Source organism: Brevundimonas sp. GW456-12-10-14-LB3 (genome assembly GCF_059424365.1).
The window spans coordinates 58,098-78,910 of record NZ_JBWKZJ010000002.1 but is presented as its reverse complement, the minus strand read 5'-3'; the positions used below and the strand labels follow the sequence as shown (position 1 = coordinate 78,910).

Sequence of the window (20,813 nt, the reverse complement as noted above, 5' to 3'; positions counted from 1 at the left end):
CCCGCGCCCGTGGCCGCCGGCGTTCCAACCCGGCCGGCCGGGCCGGCCTTCCTCGTCGGCTACGCCGTCGCCTATATCGGCGGCTTCATCGGCGTGGCGCCCCTGCTTCAGGTGCTTGCGCCTCTCCACGCCGAGCTTATCGGCGGCGAGGCCAAAGGCCCCCTGCTCAGTCAGGCCCTGTTCTGGGGCTGTATGGCGGCCGGGGTCGGCAACATCATCGGCGGCGCCCTCAGCGACCGCACCCGGTCCAGACACGGGCGCAGACGGCCCTGGATCATCGTCGGCGCGGTGCTGACGATCGCCAGCTACGCCGGCCTTCATCGCGCATCGACGCCCGTCGGCTTTGTTCTGGCGCTCGTCGGGTTTCAACTGGCGTTCAACATCCTGCTGGCGCCGCTCCTGGCCCTCTTCGCTGATCGGGTGCCGGAAAACCGGCGCAGCGCCATGTCGGCCGTCATGGGCATGGGCTATCCTCTGGCCGCCATGATCGGGTCGGTGGTCATGGCCTGGGGACCGCAGGGCGAGGCGGCGCGGCTGGCGGTCCTGGCCGCCGTCGTCGCGGCGGCCACCGTGCCCTTCGCCCTGCTGTCGCGCGAAGACCCGCCGCCGTCGGCGCAGGTCCGCCCGGTGTTTTCGGGCTTCTCCCTGGCGAGCCTGCTCAGGCCCTTTGCAACCCGCGACTTCAGCCTGGCCTGGTCCTATCGTTTCCTGGTCGTCACCGGCTATTCGCTGGTGGCCTTTTATCTGCTCTTCTACATCGCCGACGCCATCGGCTTTGCTCGGCTGTTCCCCGGCCGGACGGCTGAGGCGGGTCATTCCCTTGTCACCGCCATCGCCGTGGTCGGGGTGGTCGCGGTCAGCGCCGTGGTCGCCGTCAACGGGTCGCGTGTGACGCGGCGAAAGCCCCTGGGGGTGACGGGGGCGGTCCTGTTGACGATCGCAGCGGCCGTCATGGCGGCGACCCCGGACTGGACCCTGGTCCTGATCGCCTTCGCCCTCTATGGCCTGGGCCAAGGCTGCTACGGCGCCGTCGATATCGCCTTGATGACTGACGTCCTTCCCTCGGCCCAGGATCGGGGCAAGGATCTGGGGCTGATCAACCTGGCCGTGACCCTGCCCCAGGCGATCGCCCCCTTGATCGCCCTGGTCCTGTTGGAGCGGCTGGATCTGGGTTTGCGCAGCCTGTTCGTGGCCGCCGCCCTGTGTTTCTTGGGAGCTGCCCTTGCGGTGGCGGCGATCAGGCGGGTGCGGTGACGTCTTCCAACGGCCCCAGGCCCGTCTCAGTCCGCGCCAGACGATAGCGTTTCAGCGTCCGGTTCTCATACGGCTTGGCCAGGATGGTGGAGACGGTGCGCAGTTCGCCGACGGCCTGATCCCGCTCCAGGGTCAGCAGCACATAGCCCTTGGCCGACTGGTCGCAGAACTTGACCTCGGGATTGGCGGCTTGCAGCGCCAGGCCCAGCGGCAAGCCGCCGACATGGTCGCCGGGCGAGGGGCTGGAAATGGCCGAGGTTCCGAACTCGACCGCCCGGCGCTCTCCGCCGTTGTCATACAGTTCATTGACCCAGAAGGCGTGGCTGTCGCCGGCCAGGACGATGGGCTCGACCCCCGCCTGTTTCATGGTCTCGTACAGACGCTCGCGTCCGGCCGGATAGCCGTCCCAGCTGTCCAGGTTGAACGGCAGGCCCAGTCTGAACAGCTGGATGGCGGTCTCGACCTGGGGGCGGACGTCGTCGGGCAGGCCGGAGACCATCTGGGCCAGCTGGGCGGGGGGCACCATCTGTTCGATGTTCGGCCCCTTGACCCGGGCCATAATGACCTGATTACCCAGGATCTGCCACGGCCGGCCGGCGGCCTTGGACTGGCGCATGGCCTCGCCCAGCCAGCGGCGCTGGGGCTCGCCCAGCAGATCGCGCGACGGGTCCTGGCGCTGGGCCTCGAAGGCGTCGAGGTCCGGCCGCCCGTCGGCGGTCTTGGGAATGTCGGCGAACTCCATCTGTTCGACGCGGGCCAGCAGCCGGGTCTCGACCATATGCAGGCTGGCCAGGTCGCCGAAGTGGAAGCTGCGGTTGATCGCCTCCTTCATGGTCCCGGGGCGGGCTTCGCGGATCGGCATCCATTCGAAATAGGCCCGTAGAGCCGCCGCCTTGCGCGCGGCGAAGTCGCCTTCGGTCGCGGGCTGATGGTTCTCGGCGCCTCGCATCCAGGTGTCGTTGGCGACCTCGTGGTCGTCCCAGACGCAGATGAAGGCGGCGCGGGCGTGGGCGGCCTGAAGGTCGGGATCGGTCTTGTACTGGGCGTGGCGCGTTCGATAGTCGGCCAGGCTAACGATCTCATGCGGCGGCAGGGGCGACCGGCCCAGCGGCGCACCGGTATTCATGCCGTAGTCGTTCGGAGCGGCGCCGTATTCATAGATGTAGTCGCCGAGGTGGACGACGGCGTCCAGTCGATCCAACTGGGAGATGGCCTCATAGGCGTTGAACAGGCCGCCCGGATACAGCTGGCACGACACCACGGCGAGGTTCACCTGGGGCGTGGCGCCCAGAGGAAGGGTGCGGACCCGACCGACGGGCGAGGTCACGCCGCGGGCGATGAACCGGTAGAAATACTCATGGCCGGGCTCCAGGCCGCGCCCATGCAGATCGTGTTTGACGGTGAAGTCGCGCTCGGCCCGGGCGGTCAGGTCGGCGGTGCGGCGCACCATGTCGGTGAATTCGGCGTCCTTGGCCACTTCCAGAACGACCGGGATATCCCCGGCCGACGGATCGGCCGGGGTGACGCGGGTCCAGAAGACGGCCGAATGATGATCGGGATCGCCGCTCGCCACGCCGTGCAGGAAGGCGACCTGACCGGCATGGGCGGCCTGGGCGACGGCGGGCGTCGCCGCCCCCGCGCCCAACAGACCTAGAAGGCTGCGGCGATCCAGTTTCATCGTTCGATCCTTACAGCTTCAGCTTGAACACCAGACCATAGGCCGCCGGACGACCGGCGATGAAGGTCGGCATGCCCAGGGCGTCGCCGGTGTTGCCGGCGTCCTTGATGTACTTCTCGTCCAGGACGTTTTCGCCGAAGGCTTCGAGGCCCCAGTTTCCGCCTTCCGGCGTATAGCGGACCCGAATGTTCAGCAGGCCATAGGCGTCCTGATATTCGTCCTGGATCAGGTCCGCGACGAAGTTCTGCGTTTGCAGGGCGGGGATGTCGTTGTCGTCGCTGAAGAAGACCTTGGACTGCCAGGTGTAGGTCGGCTGGACCTCGATCTCGCCGCCCGTCGTCGGCAGGCGCCAGGTCGCGCCGATCGAGGCGGCGTGGTCAGGCGACAGGCGGAACTGGTTGCCGTCGTAGATGCCGTTCTCGAAGCGCGAGTGGTTGTAGGCGTAGGTGGCGAACAGGTCCAAGGTCGAGGCCACGGCGAAGTTCGCCTGACCCTCGAAGCCGTAAGACTTGGCCTCGCCCGCGTTCGTCGTAATGAACTGCGTGCCTTGCTGAATCGTCGTTTGGAAGTTTTCGTAGTTGTACAGGAAGACCGCGCCGTCGACGCGCAGGCGGCCGTCCAGCAGGGCCGACTTGGCGCCGACCTCATAGCTGTCCACGGTTTCCGCATCGACCGGGGTGAAGCGCGCCGCGCCGCTGGGCGCGGACGGCCCCGAGGCGCTGATGACTTCCGGGCGACGACCGCGGGCGTAGTTGGCGTACAGATTGGTCTCGTCGGTCAGTTCATAGCGGGCCGTGAGGCGCCAGGTCAGGCCGTCGTCTTCCGAGTCGAAGTAGGAGAAGTCGCCGTTGTTGGTCGTCGGCTGGGCGGTCAGACCGAACAGCGGGAAGAGGCCGGCGGGCAGGACGGCGAAGCTCGGATTGGCCAGGGCCGCCAGGAAGCTGGGAACCTGGGCGGCGGGAACGGCGCCGGTCTGAAGACCCAGAAGAGCGCCCAGGGCCGAACGGCGCTCCACCGAACTGGCGTAGCCGGTGGTCTTGTCGTCGCGGGTGTAACGCAGGCCCGCCGACATCTCGAACCGGTCGGTGAAGGCGTAGGTGACGTCGCCGAAGACGTCATAGGAGGTCAGCTCCGACCGGTTGGTCGAGGTCTCGATATGGGCCGGGTCAAGATTGGCGGCGATCGGCGTGGCCAGGGCGCCCGCGCCCAGGGGCGTCAACAGGGCGGCCAGGGCGCCGCGCGCCACGGTGGGATAGGCGGCGAGCGGCAGGGTGCGGTCGCCGACCGTCGTCGGCGAACCGTCCAGCAGACCGGCCAGCTGGGCCAGGGCCAGGCGTTCGTCGAACTGGGCCGGGGTGCGCTGATAGCCTTCTTCGTGGAACCAGCCGGCGCCGACAAAGCCGGTCAGGCGACCGCCGTTGTCGAAGCCGACGCGCAGATCCTGGCTCCATTGTTCGCCATGGGTCTCTTCCGCCGCCGTCAGGACGGGCAGGGAGACGCCGTCGGCGTCGAAGGTTTCGTAGTTGTCGAACTCGCGATAGGCGGTGGTCGAATTCAGGGTCCAGGCGGCGTTCAGATTGATCCGGGCCAGACCGGTCACGCCCCAGACTTCGCGGTCCAGCCCCAGGTCCTTGCCGCCGTCGAAGGCGCCGCCGCGCGTCAGGGCCGCGCCTTCCCAGGGCTCCTTGCCGCCCAGGACGGCGCCCGTGTTCGGGTCGGCCGGCGCATAGGCGATCGACTTGAACGAGGTGCCCGAGGCGTGGTCGTTCTGATAGTTGCCGATCACGTCGAAACGCAGGGCGTCGGACGGGGCCCAGGCGCCGGACAGGCGAACGGCCTTGGTTTCGATGCCGTTGAAATCGTCGCCGCCCCGCAGGTTCTCGACCGAACCGCCGCGGGTCTTCAGACGGGTCGCCAGGCGCAGGCCGGCGGTCTCGCCGACCGGAAGGTTCACCGCGCCCTCGACCATGCGATAGTCTTCATTGCCCGCCTCGATATTGGCGTAGGCATCGGTCTGGCCGGGCTGGGCGCGGTTCTGCACCAGATTGACCGCCCCGATCAGGGCGCCGCGGCCGTACAGGGTCGATTGCGGGCCCTTGGCCACTTCGACGCGCGCCAGGTCGAACAGCTCGACATAGGAGCCGCGCGACTTGGAGATCGACACGCCGTCCTGGAACACCGAGACGCGGGGCTCGGCCGTGGCGGCGCCCGAGTCGGAGGTGATGCCGCGCATCACGAAGCCGGGGTTGTTCGGCGACTGGTTCTGCACCAGGAAGCCCGGCACGAAGGCCGACAGCTGTTCGAACTCCTGAATGCCCAGGTCTTCCAGGAACTGGCCGGAATAGGCGGTCAGGGCGAACGGAACCTCGATGGTCTTCTGTTCGCGCAGCTGGGCCGTGACGACGATCTCGTCCAGATCGGTCGGTCCGGCCTCTTGGCTCTGCGCCTGGGCCGCCTGGGCCATGGCCAGGACGCCGCTCAGGGCGGCCGCGGCCATCAGCCGCGTCTTCAGTTCGTTCGCCATCTTTATCCCCAACTTGGCTGAATGGCGTTCAGTAGCGGGGCGCGATGTCGTGTGGACGACGAAAGCGTGCCGTCTGCATGACGCTAGGCTTGAAGATTGACGACAAATCCGCCGTGGGCGGAGGCTTTCGCGCCGCTTGTCAGCCGCCGCGTCCAGAGGCGATGAAGGCGGCGATGGTCGGCCAGGTATCCCCCCGGGGCCGCATGCTGTCGCAGGCGAAGCTTTTCAGGGCGCCGTAAATCCCGCCGGCGGGCGTCGCCTCCCACGGCGTCTCCTCGGAATAGCGGTCGGTCTCCGCCCCGTCGGCCCCGATGGTCACGTTCGTCGTCGTGCGCGACTGGCCGTCCGAACAGCGGATCGAAACTTCTTCGATCTCATGGCTTTGATCCGCCGCATCGCCCTGAGACGGCACGCGGGCGAAGCGGGCGGCGACCACGCCGTCCACGGCGTTCAACTGGTCCAGATCGACCAGATAGGCGATCCGATCCGTCGCCGAAAAACGGCTCCAGCTTTCGGCCGCAGCGGATTGGGCCGTCAGAGTCAGGCCGGCGATCAGTGCGAATGTGGCGATTCCGCGCATCATATCCTCCCCAAGAAGAGGCGATTTGATACCCGTGATCGTCCAATTTCAAGCGGCCGCGACGTCGCGTCAGGGGCGGACCCGTTCAGGCAGGGCCTCGACCTCCGCCTCGGTCAGGGAACGGGTGATGAAGGCGCGGCAGGTCCGGTTGCCCGGCGTGGCGCTGGGGACCAGGATGTTGACCGGATCGCCGACACAGACGTTTTCGGACACGCCCGCCGTGGGCGTGATGGCGATGGAGATCGCCGAATCCAGATCCCAGCAGCCGCCGCTGGTGTTGATCTCGAACACGTCGCCGCGGACCGAGCGCACATAGAGGTTCGCCGGCCGCTCGGCGCGGAAGTTTCGGACCTGATCGGTGCGGAAGCAGCGCGCCGCCTCGGAGCCGGTCTCGGCGAGGGTCTTCTGCGGGCCAGGGGCGGCGCAACCCGTCAAGGCGGCGCCGGTCAGCAGGCAGGCGAGGGCGGGGGCGATCAGCGTAAAGCGCATGGCGTATCCTTTCAGCTTGGCGCCACGATACACGATCCGTCTCGTTAAGTCCGTCGGCAGGCGCGGTTCAGAAGCGATCCGGCGACACCCGTTCCGCCAGGCTTGCGGGGAGGGGCGAGGGCTGGCCGGCGATCAAGGCCGCGACATGTTCGCCCAGCAGGGGCGCGATGCAGAAGCCGCGCGATCCCAGACCCGACAGAATATGGAGGCCGTCGCTCCTCAGACCCGCGACGGGCAGGCGGTCGCGGGTCGTGGCGCGCACGGCGACGCGCCGCCCGCCCTCTTGCGACAGTCGCGCGGCCAGTTGCGGCAGACGGGCCTTCAATGTCTCAAGGTTTTGGCGGCTGTCCGCGTCGCGCGGGGTCAGGTCCACGTCTCCGCGTGTGTGGGTCGCGCCGTACAGCAGGCCGCCCACAGTGGGCGCGACATAGCCGCCCCAGGCCGTTCCCTCGACCGATGGACCGTCGCGCCAGTCCGCCTGACCTCTGACAGGCGACAGGACGCCGGTCTCCAGCAGGGCCTCGACCCCCCAGCCGGCCGTCGCCACGACGGCGTCGGCCGTGACGATGATCCGACCCTGGGCGTCCAGCAGGTCCCAGCGGTCGCCCGCGCGCCGGATGCTTGCCACGGAGGCGGACAGGACGGGGGTCCCTTCCAGCCAGGCCTCCAGAATGGCGGCGGGGCGAACCACGCGGGCGTCGGCCATCATCAGACCGCCGTCGGCCTGGGCCTCGCCCAGACGGTGTTCGGCCGCAGCGGCGTCGATCACCGTCATGGCCCCCTCGCGCCACAGGGGCTGGTCGGCGATCTTGGCGAAGCGGGCCCGGTCTCTCTCCGCCCGGTCTCTCTCGGCCTGGGGCAGTTGCAGCACCCCTCGGCCCAGGACGGCGCCCGGCGTGGCGTCGTACAGATGTCGCGCCCGTTCCAGCGCCTGGGCGTAGAGGCCGGCGATGGCCGCGTCTCCCGCATCCAGGCGCGGCGTCGCCAGGCCGGCGGGGAAGCCCGAACCGCCTGCGCCCGGCCGATCGGCCTCGATCACCACCGCCGTCAGCCCCGCGGCCGCCAGGGCGCGCGCGACCGAGGCGCCGGCTATGCCCGCCCCGACGATCGCGACCTGGGGTCGGTGTTCGGCCTGTGGCGGCCCCGGCCGTCGCGCCTCCAGCCGTTCGCGCTTGCGCCCATGCCCCGGCCGCTTGTCGACCACGAAGCCTCGCTCGCTCAATCCCCGTCGCACGGCGCCGGCGACCGTGAAGGTGGCGAGACGGGCGTCGGGCGCGGATCGTTCTGCGATCCGGTCCAGGACCTGCGGCGACCACATGTCGGGGTTCAGGGCGGGCGAAAAGCCGTCCAGGAACCAGGCGTCGGCGGTCCCGCTCCATTGATCCAGCGCCCAGCCTACGTCGCCGACGGCGAGATCAAGCACGGCGTCAAACCCCGGCAGATCGACCCGGTGGAAGCCGGGCGTCGCCTCCGGCCAGGCCTCAAGCAGGGCCTCGGCCGGCTCGGCCAGTTCCGGCCAGTTGCTCAGGGCGCGACGGGCTTCCTCGACGGTCAGGGGAAAACCCTCGACCGAAAAGACGTTCAGCCGTGCGCCCTCAGGCCGCGTCCGTCGCCACAGGTCCAGCAAGGCGACGATGTTCAACCCCGTGCCGAAACCAAGTTCCGCCACGGCGAACCCCCGGCGTCCGGCCCAGGCGGCCGGCAGATCGCATCCCTGGAGAAAGACCGCGCGGCTTTCCGCCAGACCGTCGTCGCGCGAAAAATAGACGTCGCCGAACCGGCCCGAGCGCGGCTCGCCCTCTTCGGTCCAGGTCAGTCGGGGGGAGGCGTCTTGGGACGTAGGGGGGGAACTCATGGCGCGGCTGTACACCCGGACGGTCGCAACGAAAAAGGCCGCCCCGAACGGAGCGGCCTTTCAGACGGGGTCTGGACCTTAATGGCCGGCGTCGTGACCGGCGTCGTGCGCCGGCTCGGCCGGCTTGGCCGCTTCCGAATGGGCGGCGTCGGCGGGCGGGGTTTCGGTCGGCGTCGTGGCCGCGTTCGCGGCGTCGGCGTCCTGGGCCGCCTCATTGGCGGCGGCGGCGGCGGCGGCGGCGGCCTGGTCCGCGGTCAGGGCGGCGTCGGCTGCGGTCCCGGCGGCTTCGACCGCGTCGCTGGCGGCCTCCTCGGCCTTTTCCTCGGGGGCCTTGGAACAGGCGGCGATGGCGAGGGCGGCGGCCGAGGCGGCGATGAGGGCGGTGATGCGCATGACAATCCTCCAGAAGGCGGTTCGCAAGGTCTGAGGCCTTGCCCGAAACGATAGCGCCGCCGCAAAGGCCGGGGCAAGCGGCGATCGCGACGGCGCAGATCAGGACGAAAACACCCCGGCCTGGGGCGTGTTCCGGTTCAGTCGTTCGACACGTTGTTCAGCGTTTCTTCCATCTCGCTGAAGGACGGCTGGAGGGAGGAGGGGATGTCGCCCCGGCCGATCTCGGCCGAGATCTGGGCCGCATTGCCGTGCAGGTGGGCCACCAGGACCGACTGGATGATCTTATAATAGGCCGCTTCTTCGTTGATGATGGCCGTCAGGCGCGCGGCGAACGGACCGACCAGACCATAGGCCAGGAACACGCCCATGAAGGTGCCGACCAGGGCCCCGCCGATCATGGTGCCCAGCACCTCGGGCGGTTCGGTGATCGAACCCATGGTCTTGATGACGCCCAGCACGGCGGCCACGATTCCGAGGGCGGGCAGGCCGTCGGCTAGGTTCTGCAGGGCGTGGGCGTTTTCCAGATGCTCGTGGTGGTGCTTCTCGAGCTGTTTTTCCATCGCGTCTTCGACCTGGTGCGGATCTTCCAGGTTCATCGTCATCATCCGCAGGGTGTCGCAGATGAAGTCGACGGCGAAGTGATCCTTCAGCACCTTGGGGTACTTTTGGAAAATCGTCGATTCCTTGGGCTTTTCGATGTGGCTTTCCAGGGCCACCACGCCCTTGGACTTCATCGTCTTGGTCAGCTGGAACAGCAGGGACAAGAGGTCCTTATAGTCCTGCTTCTTCCATTTCGGTCCGGCGAAGGTCTTGCCCAGGCCGCCCATCGACCCCTTGATCACGGGCAGGGAGTTGGAGATCAGGAAGGCGGCGATGCCGGCCCCCCCGATGGCCATCAGTTCGTGCGGGGCGGCGTGGATGATGACTTCGAACTTGCCGCCGGAGATGGCGTAGCTGCCGAAGACGAGGCCGAACAGCAGCACAATGCCGATGATCTGAAACATGGGGACGCGACATCCTAGACGGAGAGGCGTCGACCATGGCGGTTATTGATTAAGACGGCGTTTCGCCAAACGCCGTCCAGCCGCCGTCAAAGCCGACCTTCACCGTTCAGAATGGCCGTGCGCGCCGCCGCCGTCAGCTTCTGATAGCCGCTCTTGCCGCCGCGCACATACAGGGACGCTCCGACCTTTTCGGGATCGAAACCGTCGGCCACAAGGTCGGACTTGCGATATTTGAAGGTGCCGGTGGTCTCGGCCGCCTCGATCATTCGCAGGAAGACGGGTTGGGCGTAGGCCGGCAGTTTGCCATTGATGTGGTCGGCGAAGGTCTTGGGATCGAACTTGCCTTCGATCACCAGGGCGGCCATCCCCGCCTTGCCTTCCTGGCCGGGCACGGGAATGCCGTAAACGATGGCTTCGGCCACGCCCGGCGCATCCATCAGGACCTGTTCGACCTCGGAGGTCGAGACATTCTCGCCCTTCCAGCGGAAGGTGTCGCCCATCCGATCGACGAAATAGAAATAGCCCTCGGCGTCCTGCCGCATCAGGTCGCCGGTGCGGAACCAGCGATCGCCCTTCTTGAACACGTCGGTCAGGATCTTCTTCTGAGAGGCGGCCTTGTCGGCATAGCCCGAGAAGTCGTGACGGATGTCGTTGCCGATTTCGCCGATCGCTTCGCCGATCTCGCCCACGCGGGCCAGGCGGCACAGGCCGTCGGGCCCCCGGACCGGCTGTTCAGTCTCGACGTCGCACTGAACCAGACGGATGTTGATCTGCTTCTTCAGATAGCTGGGGACGCGGCCGATGGCGCCCTGTTTGCCGTCGAAGTTGAACAGGGAGACATTGCCCTCGGTCGAGCCGTAGAACTCCAGCACCTCGGGAATGTTGAACCGGCTCTGGAACTCAGGCCAGACGTCGCCGCGCATGCCGTTGCCGAAGGCGAAGCGCAGCTTGTGCTTCTTCTCATAGGCCTGGGGCGGACAGTTCACCAGATAACGGCAAAGTTCGCCGATATAGACGAACATGGTGGCGCCCGACGCCACGACGTCCGGCCAGAAGCTGCTGGCTGAAAACTTCTTGCGGATCACCAGGCGCGCGCCGTTCAGCAGGGCCGCGCCCACGCCCACCAGACCTCCGGTCGAATGGTAAAGCGGCAGGACGTTGAAGATGCGGTCCTTGGGGGTTGAACGGGTCGCCCCGGCGAAGGCGCGCATATAGGTGCGGGCGCGCGAATGCGGAATGCGGGCGGCCTTGGGCAGGCCGGTGGTGCCGGAGGTGTAGATGTAAAGGGCCGTGTCGCGGTTCGTCAGACCCTCGCGTCCGCTGCGGGCGGGGCGCACCGAAGAGCCGCCGCGCACCGGCTTGTCCAGGCCCCGGCGTTCGCTGTTCTCGTCCTCGTCGTCCAGGCCCAGAACCCACAGCATCAGATTGTGGCCGACCAGGGGGCGGGCGTCCTCGATCTGGCGCCAGCAGTCCTCGTCCGCGACGACCTGGAAGGCATTGGAAATGGTCAGGCAGTGGGCCAGGCCCTGGCCCGTCAGATTGGTGTTGATCAGGGCGGTGGCCACCCCGACCTTCGAAAAGCCGATCCAGGCCGCCAGATATTCGACCCGGTTGGTCATCATCAGGGCGATGGTGTCGCTGCGGCGCAGGCCCCGGCTCTTGGCCCAGTGGGCGAAGCGGTTCGCCATGGCGTCCAGGTCGCGATAGGTCAGGCTGCGGCGCTCGTCCTCGACGGCGATGTTGTCGGCGAACTTGTCGACGGCCTCTTCGAAGTCGTCGCACAGCAGGACGTCGCTATCCAGCTCGATCGGCTTGATGCGCTTGAGCAGACGGAACAGGCCCCGCGCGAACCTCACGTCCCTGCGAATATTCGCTACCAAACCCATGCTCGCCGATTCTCCGGTCTGTGCGTTTCCACCCGTCTTCGTGATGAACGAAGCCGGTCCGTCGGGTCAACCGTGTGGCGGTCAATCACCTGCGAAAGCGCCACGATTGCCGACGGGCGTGTCCCAATTGTTCGCGTGACGTGACGTAAATCTAGACCCAAAAACGCGACAGCGACGTTATGCGTCGCCGACCCTGATCCTCAGCGGGCCGGAAGGGCGGGGTATTCCAGGCGGCTCACGTCATAGCCCAGGGCGCGCGCGCGATCCGTCAGGGCCTTGATCTCGGCCGCGCTCGGCACGTCCCGCGTGTAGATGAAGAGGCGGTGGAAGGTGGGATCGGTGGAGATGAACCAGCTGTAGTCGTCGGCGCGGTCCAGCACCCAAAAGTCCCAGGTGACGAGGCCGTGCAGATAGCGCACGCGCAGCTTGGCGTTCGTTCCGGGGTCCAGGATGCGTCCGTCGCCGCTGATCGCCTTCTCCCTGCCCTCCGGCGTGCCGATCTGACAGGTGTCGCGCACCGCGATCCGGTCTCCGCCCAGCGGGCGATAGACCGAGGCGCCGGCGACGCATCCGTCGGTCAGCCGGTCGGGCAGGCGCGCGACCTCATGCCAACGCCCGGACCAGAGTCGATCGATTTCGACCGTCTTCAGCGGCTGCGGAGCCCGATATTCGGACGGAGAGGGGGCGGTGACACAGGCGCCCAAGGCGCTGCAAAGACTCAGAGACAGGACGAGGCGGGCGAGCGTTTTCATGACGGAAATCCCCTTTCGGCCATAAAGCCGCCACACATGGCACGGGTTCCGCGAGGCTTGGCCGTTTCGTCCGTCAGGTGCAAATCTCTCGACGGGCGACAGTATCATTCGCTTGCGACCCATTGCATGCTGGGCTTTCACGTCAGGGTTCGATGGAGACCTGACCTGGTGGACGCCGCCATTCTGACTGAACAGCCGACCCCGATCCGACCCTTGGCGATCAGCCCTTCGCGGCTGACCCATCTCCAGCGCCTGGAGGCCGAGAGCATCCACATCATGCGCGAGGTGGCGGCCGAGGCCGAGCGCCCGGTCATGCTGTATTCGATCGGCAAGGATTCGGCGGTGATGCTGCACCTGGCCAAGAAGGCCTTCTATCCGTCCACGCCGCCCTTCCCCCTGCTGCACGTCGATACGACGTGGAAGTTCCGCGCCATGTACGCCATGCGCGAACAGGCGGCGGCGGACCTTGGCGTCGAACTGCTGGTCCACCAGAACCCCGAGGCTGTCGCGCGCGGCATCAATCCGTTCGACCACGGCTCGGCCCTCCACACCGACCTGTGGAAGACCGAGGGACTGAAACAGGCTCTGACCCGGTACGGCTTCGACGCGGCCTTCGGCGGCGCCCGACGCGACGAGGAGAAGTCGCGGGCCAAGGAGCGGATCTTCTCCTTCCGCACGGCCGAACACCGCTGGGATCCCAAGAACCAGCGGCCCGAGCTCTGGCGGCTTTACAACACCCGCAAACGGCCGGGCGAGAGCATCCGCGTCTTCCCCATCTCCAACTGGACCGAACTGGACGTCTGGCAATACATCCATCTGGAGAACATCCCCATCGTGCCTCTGTACCTCGCCGCTGAACGGCCGGTGGTCGAACGCGACGGCGCCCTGATCATGGTCGATGACGACCGCTTCCGCCTGCGGCCCGGCGAGACGCCCCAGATGAAGTCCGTCCGCTTCCGCACCCTGGGCTGCTACCCCCTGACAGGGGCGGTCGAGAGCACGGCTTCGACCCTGCCCGGGGTCATTCAGGAAATGCTGCTGACCACCACCTCTGAACGCCAGGGCCGGATGATCGACCACGACCAGTCCGCCTCGATGGAGAAGAAGAAGCAGGAGGGCTATTTCTGATGGCTCACCAGTCCGACCTCATCGCCCGCGACATCGACGCCTATCTGGACGCCCACCAGCACAAGAGCCTGCTGCGCTTCATCACCTGCGGCAGCGTGGACGACGGCAAGTCCACCCTGATCGGCCGGCTGCTGTACGACTCCAAGATGATCTTCGAGGATCAGATGGCGGCGCTGGAGGCCGACAGCCGCCGCGTCGGCACGCAAGGGGGCGACATCGACTTCGCCCTGCTGGTCGACGGCCTGGCCGCCGAGCGGGAACAGGGCATCACCATCGACGTGGCCTATCGCTTCTTCTCGACCGAAAAGCGCAAATTCATCGTCGCCGACACGCCGGGTCACGAACAGTACACCCGCAACATGGTCACCGGCGCCTCGACCGCCGACGCGGCCGTCATCCTGATCGACGCCCGGCGCGGCGTCCTGACCCAGACGCGGCGGCACGCCTATCTGGTCAGCCTGCTGGGCATTCGCCACGTCATCCTGGCGGTGAACAAGATGGACCTGATGGGCTGGTCGCAGTCCGTGTTCGACGCCATCGTCGCCGACTTCTCCGCCTTCGCCGACCAGATCGGGCTGAAGCGCTTCGACGCCATCCCGATGTCGGCCCTGCGCGGCGACAACATCACCGAAGCCAGCAATCATTCGCCCTGGTACGCCGGCCCGCCGCTGATGAGCCTCTTGGAAACGCTGGAGGTCGGGGACGATCTTCAGGCCGATCCCTTCCGCCTGCCGGTGCAATGGGTCAACCGGCCCAATCTCGACTTCCGCGGCTTCTCCGGCCAGATCGCCGCCGGCACGGTGCGCCCCGGCGATCCGGTGCGCGTCCTGCCGTCGGGCAAGACCTCAAGCGTCGCCCGCATCGTCACCGCCGACGGCGACCTGGCCCAGGCCGTCGCCGGCCAGTCGATCACCCTGACCCTGGCCGACGAGATCGACGTCTCGCGCGGCGACGTCCTGGCCGGCGCCGACGCCCCGCCGGAGGCCGCCGACCAGTTCGAGGCCACGGTCGTCTGGATGGACGACGAACCCTTGCTGCCGGGGCGGCCTTACTTGCTGAAGATCGGCGCCAAGCTGGTCGGGGCGACCATCACCGAGCCCAAGCACAAGGTGAACGTCAACACCCTGGAGCAGCAGCCGGCCAAGCGGCTGGAGCTGAACGAGATCGGGGTCTGCAACCTGTCGCTGGACGCCCCCGTCGCCTTCGCCCCCTACGCTCAGAACAAGGACCTCGGCGGCTTCATCCTGATCGACCGCATCAGCAATCGAACGGTCGGGGCGGGCCTGCTGCATTTCGCCCTGCGCCGCGCCCACAACATCCATTGGCAGGCCCTGTCGGTGGACAAGGGCTCGCGCGCGGCCATCAAGAACCAGAAGGGCAGGGTGATCTGGCTGACCGGCCTGTCCGGCGCCGGCAAGTCCACCATCGCCGACCTGGTCGAGAAGCGGCTGCATGCCGACGGCCGCCACACCTATCTGCTGGACGGCGACAACGTCCGCCACGGTCTGAACCGCGACCTGGGCTTCACGGAGGAGGACCGGGTCGAGAATATCCGCCGCGTCGCCGAGGTGTCGAAACTGATGGTGGACGCCGGGCTGATCGTCCTGGTCAGCTTCATCTCCCCCTTCCGCGCCGAACGCCGCATGGCCCGTGAGCTGCTGGGGCCGGGCGAGTTCGTCGAGGTCCATGTCGACACGCCCCTGGCCGTCGCCGAGCAACGCGACGTCAAGGGCCTCTACAAGAAGGCCCGCGCCGGCGAACTGAAGAACTTCACCGGCATCGACAGCCCCTATGAAGCGCCCGAGGCGCCCGAGATCGTCGTCGACACCACGACCATGTCGGCCGAAGATGCGGCGGAACGGATCGTGGCCTGGTTGGACGGCCGGTTCTCGACCGAGGATTTCAGCATCTGAGGCGGGACTGCATCGCCGCGAGGAGCCAATATGGAACTGATCATCGGGCCCCGGACCTATTCGACCTGGTCCCTGCGGGGGTGGCTGGTGATGAAGCGCACGGGCGCTGACTTCACCACCGTGGACGTCCGCTATGAGACCGAGGCCCAGAAGGCGGCGCTGCGTCAGGTCTCGCCTTCGGGCTTCGTCCCGGTGCTGAAGCACGGCGATACGCTGATCTGGGACACGCTGGCGATCGCGGAATGGGCGGCCGAGACCTATCCCGAGGCGCGGCTGTGGCCTGCGGACCCGATGGCCCGCGCCCTGGCCCGATCGGCGACGGCGGAGATGCATTCCGGTTTTTCGGCCCTGCGGACCTTTTGCGGCACGGGGCCGGACCGGCCCATGGTCGGCGAGGCCCGGTCCGAGACCCCGTCGGACCCGGCCCTGGACCGCGATCTGGCCCGGCTGGTCGATCTGTTTCGCCAGATGCGCGGCCGGTTCGGGCAGACGGGGCCCTGGCTGTTCGGCGACTGGTCGATCGCGGACGCCTTCTTCACCCCGGTCGCGGCGCGCATCCGACACTTCCAGATCGACCTCAGCGCCCATGGCGACGACGGCGCAGCCGCAACCTATGTCGCCGCCCTCCTGGCCCAACCGGCTTTCAGGCAGTGGGAGACTGAGGCCCTGGCTTAAGCGTTTCGCAACCTTGGCCGCAGACGGCCCGTTAAGATGACGTCGTTATCTTGATCCGGCGTGGGACCGCCCGTTCCACCCGGAGGACGAGATGCCGCTTCACACCCCCGCGCCGACCAAGGCCGCCGTTCAGATCAAGCCCTCGTCCGAAGGCCTCAGTCCGCTAGCCGGCTACGGCCTGGCGGCCCTGGTGGGAGCGGCCTTCTGGGCTCTTCTGCTGGCGGCGGTGTTCTGAAACCCTATTGGGCGCCGGCGATCGGGCTGGCCTGGGCCACCATCAGGGGCTGTTCCGCCGGCGGCGTATAGTCCAGGGCCAGCGGCACGAGCCGGGCGCCCGAAGCGACCGCATCCAGGGTCTTCAGCGGGCCGCCGAACAGACGCTGATAGATCCAATAGGCGGCGACGACCTTTTCCACATATTCGCGGGCCTGGGGCACGTCGATCGTCTCGATCAGCAGCAGGGGATCGGCGTCCGGCCCCAGTTTTCTCAGGGCCGCCAGCATCGGGCCAGGGCCGGCGTTGTAGGAGGCGACCGCGCGCAACAGATCGCCCTGGAAGGCCGGCAGGTTCAGCATCCGGCTGACATAGGCCTGACCCAGCCGCATATTGGTCGCCGGGACCAGAAGCTTGGTCGGGTCGGTCACGAAGGTGCGGTCGCCCGTCATCTCTGCCGCCGTCGTCGGCATGACCTGCATCAGCCCATAGGCGCCGGCGCCGGACCGGGCGTCGGGATTGAAGTCGGTCTCCTTGCGCGCCAGGGCGTAGACCAGGGCCTTCTCGATGACGAAGCCGCCCTCCGGCTCCAGCACCGGCATGGGGAAGCGGGTCGCGTCGATCCGGGCGACGTCGGCGCCGCTGCTGGGCATCATCACCCGCGCCAGGGCCATCCACATCCGCGCGGCGTCGCCCACCGCGGTGCGAAGCCCGGCGCGCAGCTCGTTCTCGCCCTCGGTGCGACGGCCGACCTCATAATAGGCGACGGTGCGCCGGGCGCGGGCGTCGCTCTGGACGAAGGCGTTCAGCTCATCGGCCCCGACGCGGCCGTCCTGGGGCACATAGACGGCGCGCTGCAGCCGGGGTTGGGCCTCATAGGGGCGGGGCCCCAGGTTTTCGATCGCCGGCTCTTCACCCAGCTGACGCAGGGCGATCTGGCCGTAGAAGGTCGCCGGCCACTGACCCGCCAGACGCAGATAGTCGTTGACCCGGTCCTGGCGGCCGGACTGGGAGGCCGCCCGGGCGGTCCAATAGGCCGCGCCGGCGCGGACCCACGGGTCTTCGGTCGGATCATTGGCGACGCGCTCAAAGGCGGCGAAGGCCTGATGGAACTGACCCAGCCGCCATTCGGCCAGGCCGACCGTCCACCAGTCGCCGATCTCGCGGCCGACGGCCGAGGCGCCGGTCAGGTCGTCGTTGTTGTATGCGACGCGCGCCGCCTTCATCGGATCGACGGCCGGTCCGCCCGAGACGGCGGCGACGACGCTGTTCCAGGTCCGTCCCAGAAGACCGCCCGGCTTGACCGGTTCCGGCGCCCCGTCGGGCCGACGCCGCATCGCCAGGGCGTAAACCCGGTCCGCACAGGGCAGGTCGGAATAGGACTCAAGCCAGGCGGTCAGCTCTTCATAGGTGGCGACATGGTCCGGGTGGAACAGGCTTTCGAACTCGACCTGACCCAGCAGGACGCGGTCCTGAGCCTGACGCGCTGACAGGCGGGCCGTCTCGATGTCGCCGCGCCGCAGGGCGTCGAAGGCGGTGGTGTAGGACAGGCGATCAGATGAACTCAGGGCCGTGGGGCGGACGGAACCGGAACTGACGTCAGCCATTCCCTCTGCAGGCGCCTCGGCCTGCACCGCGCCGGCGAAGGCGAGCGAAAGCACCAGAGTCGGGGCGATCAGCGCCCGGCGGAACATCAACATACGCGGCGGCCCCGTTGGCGTCGCCCTGCCCGTTCTCGTCAGGCGGGGATCGTGTGGCGTTGGTCGTCAAACGATCAGCATGCCTTAAAGCGGCGGTAACCTCAACCTGCGCCGTCCAGCCGAGCCGAAAGCGCCAACAGATCGCCCCAGACCAGCCGCTTGGCCTGGGGTTGGCGCAGCAGGAAGGCGGGGTGCAGGGTCGGCACGACAGGCGCGGACACGGCGCCCTCGTTCAGACGCCATTCCCGCCACTGGCCCCGGATTTTCATGATGCCCTCGTCCGTCTGAAGCACCGACTTGGCCGAGGCCGCCCCCAGCAGCAACACCGCCTTGGGCTGGAGCAGAGCAAAGGCGCGTTCGACGAAGGGGGCGCATACCGCCTGTTCCTGCGGGGTCGGGGTGCGGTTGCCCGGCGGGCGCCAGAAGACGGTGTTGGTGATGAAGACCTTGCCGGTCAGTCCGGCCGCCGCCAGCATTCGATCCAGCAGCTTGCCCGCCTTGCCGACGAAGGGCTGGCCCATCCGGTCCTCTTCGGCGCCGGGGCCCTCGCCGATGATCAGCACCGGCGCGTTCGGGTCGCCACGGCCGAAGACCGACTGGGTCGCCCCCATGGCGCGCAGGGGACAGCCTTCAAACGCCGCCACCGCCGCCGCCAGATCCTGGAGCGTGGCGGCCCCCGCCGCCAGATGTCTCGCCTCGGCGATCGCCTCGGCTGCGCCGGGTCCGGCAAGGGGCGCGGCCACCGAGGCCGTGGCCTTCTGCACCGCCTTCAGGGCGGGGGGCGGGGCCAGATGGGTGTGATCGACCGGCGCCTCGCCGTAGCAGGCGTCCACCCCCGCATCCCGCCAAAAGGCGAGCAGGCTTTCGATTGCAGCGATCTCGTGAGGTTGCGCGTTCATGTCTCAACACACCGATAAGCCTTGACCGCCCTCGCGTCACCTTCCGATAAGCGGCATAACCACACGAACAAGCAGGATTTCAGGGGAAGACATGGCCGAAGAAGCCATCGAGGGCGGCGCGGAAAACGCCCGCCAGGAAGCCATCATCGACAATCTGCCGCCGCTGGAGGCTCTTCAGGGCGTCGAGCGGGAGGTCATGGAGTATGACGTCGTCATCGTCGGCGGCGGCCCCGCCGGCCTGTCGGCGGCCATCCGTCTGAAACAGCGGGCGGAAAAGGACGGCAAGGACATCAGCGTCGCCGTGCTGGAAAAGGGCGCCGAGGTCGGCGGCCACATCCTGTCGGGCGCGGTCATCGACCCCAAGGCGCTGAACGAACTCTTCCCCGACTGGAAGGAGCGCGGCGCCCCGCTGGAGACGCCGGTCACCCAGGACCGTTTCCTGCTGCTGGGCCCGCAAGGGTCTGCCGCCCTGCCGATGGGGCTGATGCCCCCCTTCATGCACAATGACGGCTGCTACATCGCCTCCCTGGGCAATGTGGCGCGCTGGCTGGGCGAACAGGCCGAGGCCCTGGGCGTCGAGGTCTATCCCGGCATGGCCGCCAGCCACGTCGTCTGGGAAGAAGAGACGGGTCGGGTGAAGGGCGTCGTCGCCGGCGTCTTCGGCATCGACCGCGAGGGCAAGCCGACCGGCGACTTCCAGCCGGGCATCGAACTGCACGGCAAATATGTCTTCATCGCCGAGGGCGTGCGCGGCTCCCTGGCCAAGACCATCATCGCCAAGCACAGGCTTCAGGACGGCAGGTCGCCTCAGAAATACGGCATCGGCCTGAAGGAGCTGTGGCAGGTGCCGGCGGATAAGCACCAGCCCGGCCTGGCCCAGCATACCACCGGCTGGCCGCTGGACGAGCACACCGGCGGCGGCAGCTTCCTGTACCATTTCGGCGACCGCTATGTGGCGATCGGCTATGTCGTCCACCTGAACTACAAGAACCCGCATCTGTCGCCGTTCGACGAGTTCCAGCGCTTCAAGCACCACCCGGCCATCGCCTCGCACCTGGAAGGCGGCACGCGCATCTCCTACGGCGCACGGGCCATCACCGAGGGCGGTCTTCAGTCCATTCCGAAGCTCAGCTTCCCCGGCGGCGTCCTGATCGGCTGCTCGGCCGGCTTTGTGAACGTGCCCCGCATCAAGGGCAGCCATAACGCCATGAAGACCGGCATGCTGGCCGCCGACGCCGCCTATGACGCGGTTCAGGCCGGACGCGGCGGCGACGAACTGGTCGAGTATGAGGCCGCCTTCAAGAAGAGCTGGGTCTATAAGGAGCTGTCGGTCGTCCGAAACGCCAAGCCTCTGCTGTCCAAGTTCGGCACCACCCTGGGCGGGGCGCTGGGCATGTTCGACATGTGGTGCCGCACCCTGCTGGGCGGCTGGTCCCCTATCCCGACCCTGCAACACGGCAAGACCGACGCGGCCTCGACCGAGCCCGCAGCCAAGCACAAGCCGATCGCCTATCCCAAGCCGGACGGCAAACTGTCCTTCGACAAGCTGTCGTCGGTCTTCATCTCCAACACCAACCATGCGGAAGAGCAGCCGGCCCACCTGAAGCTGCTGGACCCGTCCAAGCCGATCCAGGTCAACCTGCCCAAATACGGCGAACCGGCCCGTCTCTACTGCCCGGCGGGGGTGTACGAGGTCGTCTATGCGGACGAGGTCGCCAAGACCGATCCCCGTTTCGTCATCAACGCCCAGAACTGCGTCCACTGCAAAACCTGCGACATCAAGGATCCGTCGCAGAACATCGTCTGGACCACGCCCGAGGGCGGCGGCGGCCCGAACTATCCGAACATGTGACGGGGCTCTTGCGGGGGC

Annotated in this window: 17 protein-coding genes; 6 read left to right on the top strand and 11 right to left on the bottom strand. The window is 67.7% G+C overall.

What is annotated here, in order from left to right:
• Positions 1-9 precede the first annotated feature (9 nt).
• Positions 10-1,254, top strand: coding sequence for an MFS transporter (locus tag AC07XS_RS01370; RefSeq protein ID WP_182713284.1), 1,245 nt, complete (start codon positions 10-12; stop codon positions 1,252-1,254).
• On the opposite strand, the gene AC07XS_RS01365 is transcribed toward AC07XS_RS01370, so the two are convergent.
• The 9 genes from AC07XS_RS01365 to AC07XS_RS01325 all read right to left on the bottom strand — a co-directional run bounded on the left by AC07XS_RS01365 (position 1,238) and on the right by AC07XS_RS01325 (position 12,415).
• Entirely contained in the window at positions 1,238-2,932 is a 1,695-nt protein-coding gene (locus tag AC07XS_RS01365) for an alkaline phosphatase D family protein (RefSeq protein WP_182713285.1), read from the bottom strand. The two genes, AC07XS_RS01370 and AC07XS_RS01365, sit on opposite strands and share 17 nt — an antisense overlap.
• Positions 2,933-2,942: 10 nt before the next feature.
• Positions 2,943-5,456 carry a TonB-dependent receptor gene (locus tag AC07XS_RS01360; protein ID WP_182713286.1) on the bottom strand — a complete coding sequence of 838 codons (2,514 nt, stop codon included), beginning with the start codon at positions 5,454-5,456 and terminating at the stop codon, positions 2,943-2,945.
• Between the two features lie 139 nt (positions 5,457-5,595).
• Positions 5,596-6,039, bottom strand: coding sequence for a hypothetical protein (locus tag AC07XS_RS01355; protein ID WP_321207936.1), 444 nt, complete (start codon positions 6,037-6,039; stop codon positions 5,596-5,598).
• A 66-nt stretch (positions 6,040-6,105) separates the two neighbouring features.
• The gene (locus AC07XS_RS01350) at positions 6,106-6,525 is read right to left on the bottom strand and encodes a DUF6491 family protein (RefSeq protein WP_054766477.1); all 420 of its coding nucleotides are present in this window, start codon (positions 6,523-6,525) and stop codon (positions 6,106-6,108) included.
• A 67-nt stretch (positions 6,526-6,592) separates the two neighbouring features.
• Positions 6,593-8,380, bottom strand: coding sequence for a tRNA (5-methylaminomethyl-2-thiouridine)(34)-methyltransferase MnmC2 (mnmC2, locus tag AC07XS_RS01345; protein WP_182713287.1), 1,788 nt, complete (start codon positions 8,378-8,380; stop codon positions 6,593-6,595).
• A 78-nt stretch (positions 8,381-8,458) separates the two neighbouring features.
• Complete coding sequence (locus AC07XS_RS01340; RefSeq protein WP_182713288.1) at positions 8,459-8,773, bottom strand: hypothetical protein; 315 nt, start codon at positions 8,771-8,773, stop codon at positions 8,459-8,461.
• A gap of 137 nt (positions 8,774-8,910) precedes the next feature.
• Entirely contained in the window at positions 8,911-9,777 is an 867-nt protein-coding gene (motA, locus tag AC07XS_RS01335; protein WP_054766474.1) for a flagellar motor stator protein MotA, read from the bottom strand.
• Between the two features lie 86 nt (positions 9,778-9,863).
• Positions 9,864-11,663 carry a long-chain-acyl-CoA synthetase gene (locus AC07XS_RS01330; protein WP_054766473.1) on the bottom strand — a complete coding sequence of 600 codons (1,800 nt, stop codon included), beginning with the start codon at positions 11,661-11,663 and terminating at the stop codon, positions 9,864-9,866.
• 200 nt (positions 11,664-11,863) lie between these two features.
• Complete coding sequence (locus AC07XS_RS01325) at positions 11,864-12,415, bottom strand: lipocalin family protein (RefSeq protein WP_182713289.1); 552 nt, start codon at positions 12,413-12,415, stop codon at positions 11,864-11,866.
• A gap of 168 nt (positions 12,416-12,583) precedes the next feature.
• Here AC07XS_RS01325 and cysD point away from each other — a divergent pair, with 168 nt between their 5' ends.
• From cysD to AC07XS_RS01305, 4 genes are all read left to right on the top strand, one after another.
• Positions 12,584-13,543: a sulfate adenylyltransferase subunit CysD gene (gene cysD / locus AC07XS_RS01320; RefSeq protein WP_182713290.1), complete on the top strand. Its 960-nt coding sequence runs from the start codon at positions 12,584-12,586 to the stop codon at positions 13,541-13,543.
• Positions 13,543-15,456, top strand: a complete 1,914-nt coding sequence (gene cysN, locus AC07XS_RS01315) for a sulfate adenylyltransferase subunit CysN (RefSeq protein WP_182713291.1) — start codon at positions 13,543-13,545, stop codon at positions 15,454-15,456. Before cysD ends, cysN begins: the two co-directional genes overlap by 1 nt.
• A gap of 30 nt (positions 15,457-15,486) precedes the next feature.
• A complete protein-coding gene (locus AC07XS_RS01310; protein ID WP_182713292.1) occupies positions 15,487-16,131 on the top strand; it encodes a glutathione S-transferase in 645 nt (214 codons plus the stop codon).
• A gap of 91 nt (positions 16,132-16,222) precedes the next feature.
• Positions 16,223-16,366 carry a hypothetical protein gene (locus AC07XS_RS01305; RefSeq protein ID WP_152950831.1) on the top strand — a complete coding sequence of 48 codons (144 nt, stop codon included), beginning with the start codon at positions 16,223-16,225 and terminating at the stop codon, positions 16,364-16,366.
• 4 nt (positions 16,367-16,370) lie between these two features.
• Here AC07XS_RS01305 and AC07XS_RS01300 read toward each other — a convergent pair whose 3' ends face one another.
• Together AC07XS_RS01300 and AC07XS_RS01295 are read right to left on the bottom strand one after the other, a co-directional pair.
• Positions 16,371-18,044 carry a lytic transglycosylase domain-containing protein gene (locus tag AC07XS_RS01300; protein ID WP_182713293.1) on the bottom strand — a complete coding sequence of 558 codons (1,674 nt, stop codon included), beginning with the start codon at positions 18,042-18,044 and terminating at the stop codon, positions 16,371-16,373.
• Positions 18,045-18,145: 101 nt separating this feature from the next.
• Complete coding sequence (locus AC07XS_RS01295; protein WP_182713294.1) at positions 18,146-18,943, bottom strand: uracil-DNA glycosylase; 798 nt, start codon at positions 18,941-18,943, stop codon at positions 18,146-18,148.
• A gap of 196 nt (positions 18,944-19,139) precedes the next feature.
• On the opposite strand from AC07XS_RS01295, the gene AC07XS_RS01290 reads away from it, so the two are divergent.
• Positions 19,140-20,795 (top strand): electron transfer flavoprotein-ubiquinone oxidoreductase, encoded by a 1,656-nt coding sequence (locus AC07XS_RS01290; protein WP_182713337.1) that lies wholly within the window; start codon positions 19,140-19,142, stop codon positions 20,793-20,795.
• Positions 20,796-20,813: the final 18 nt, after the last annotated feature.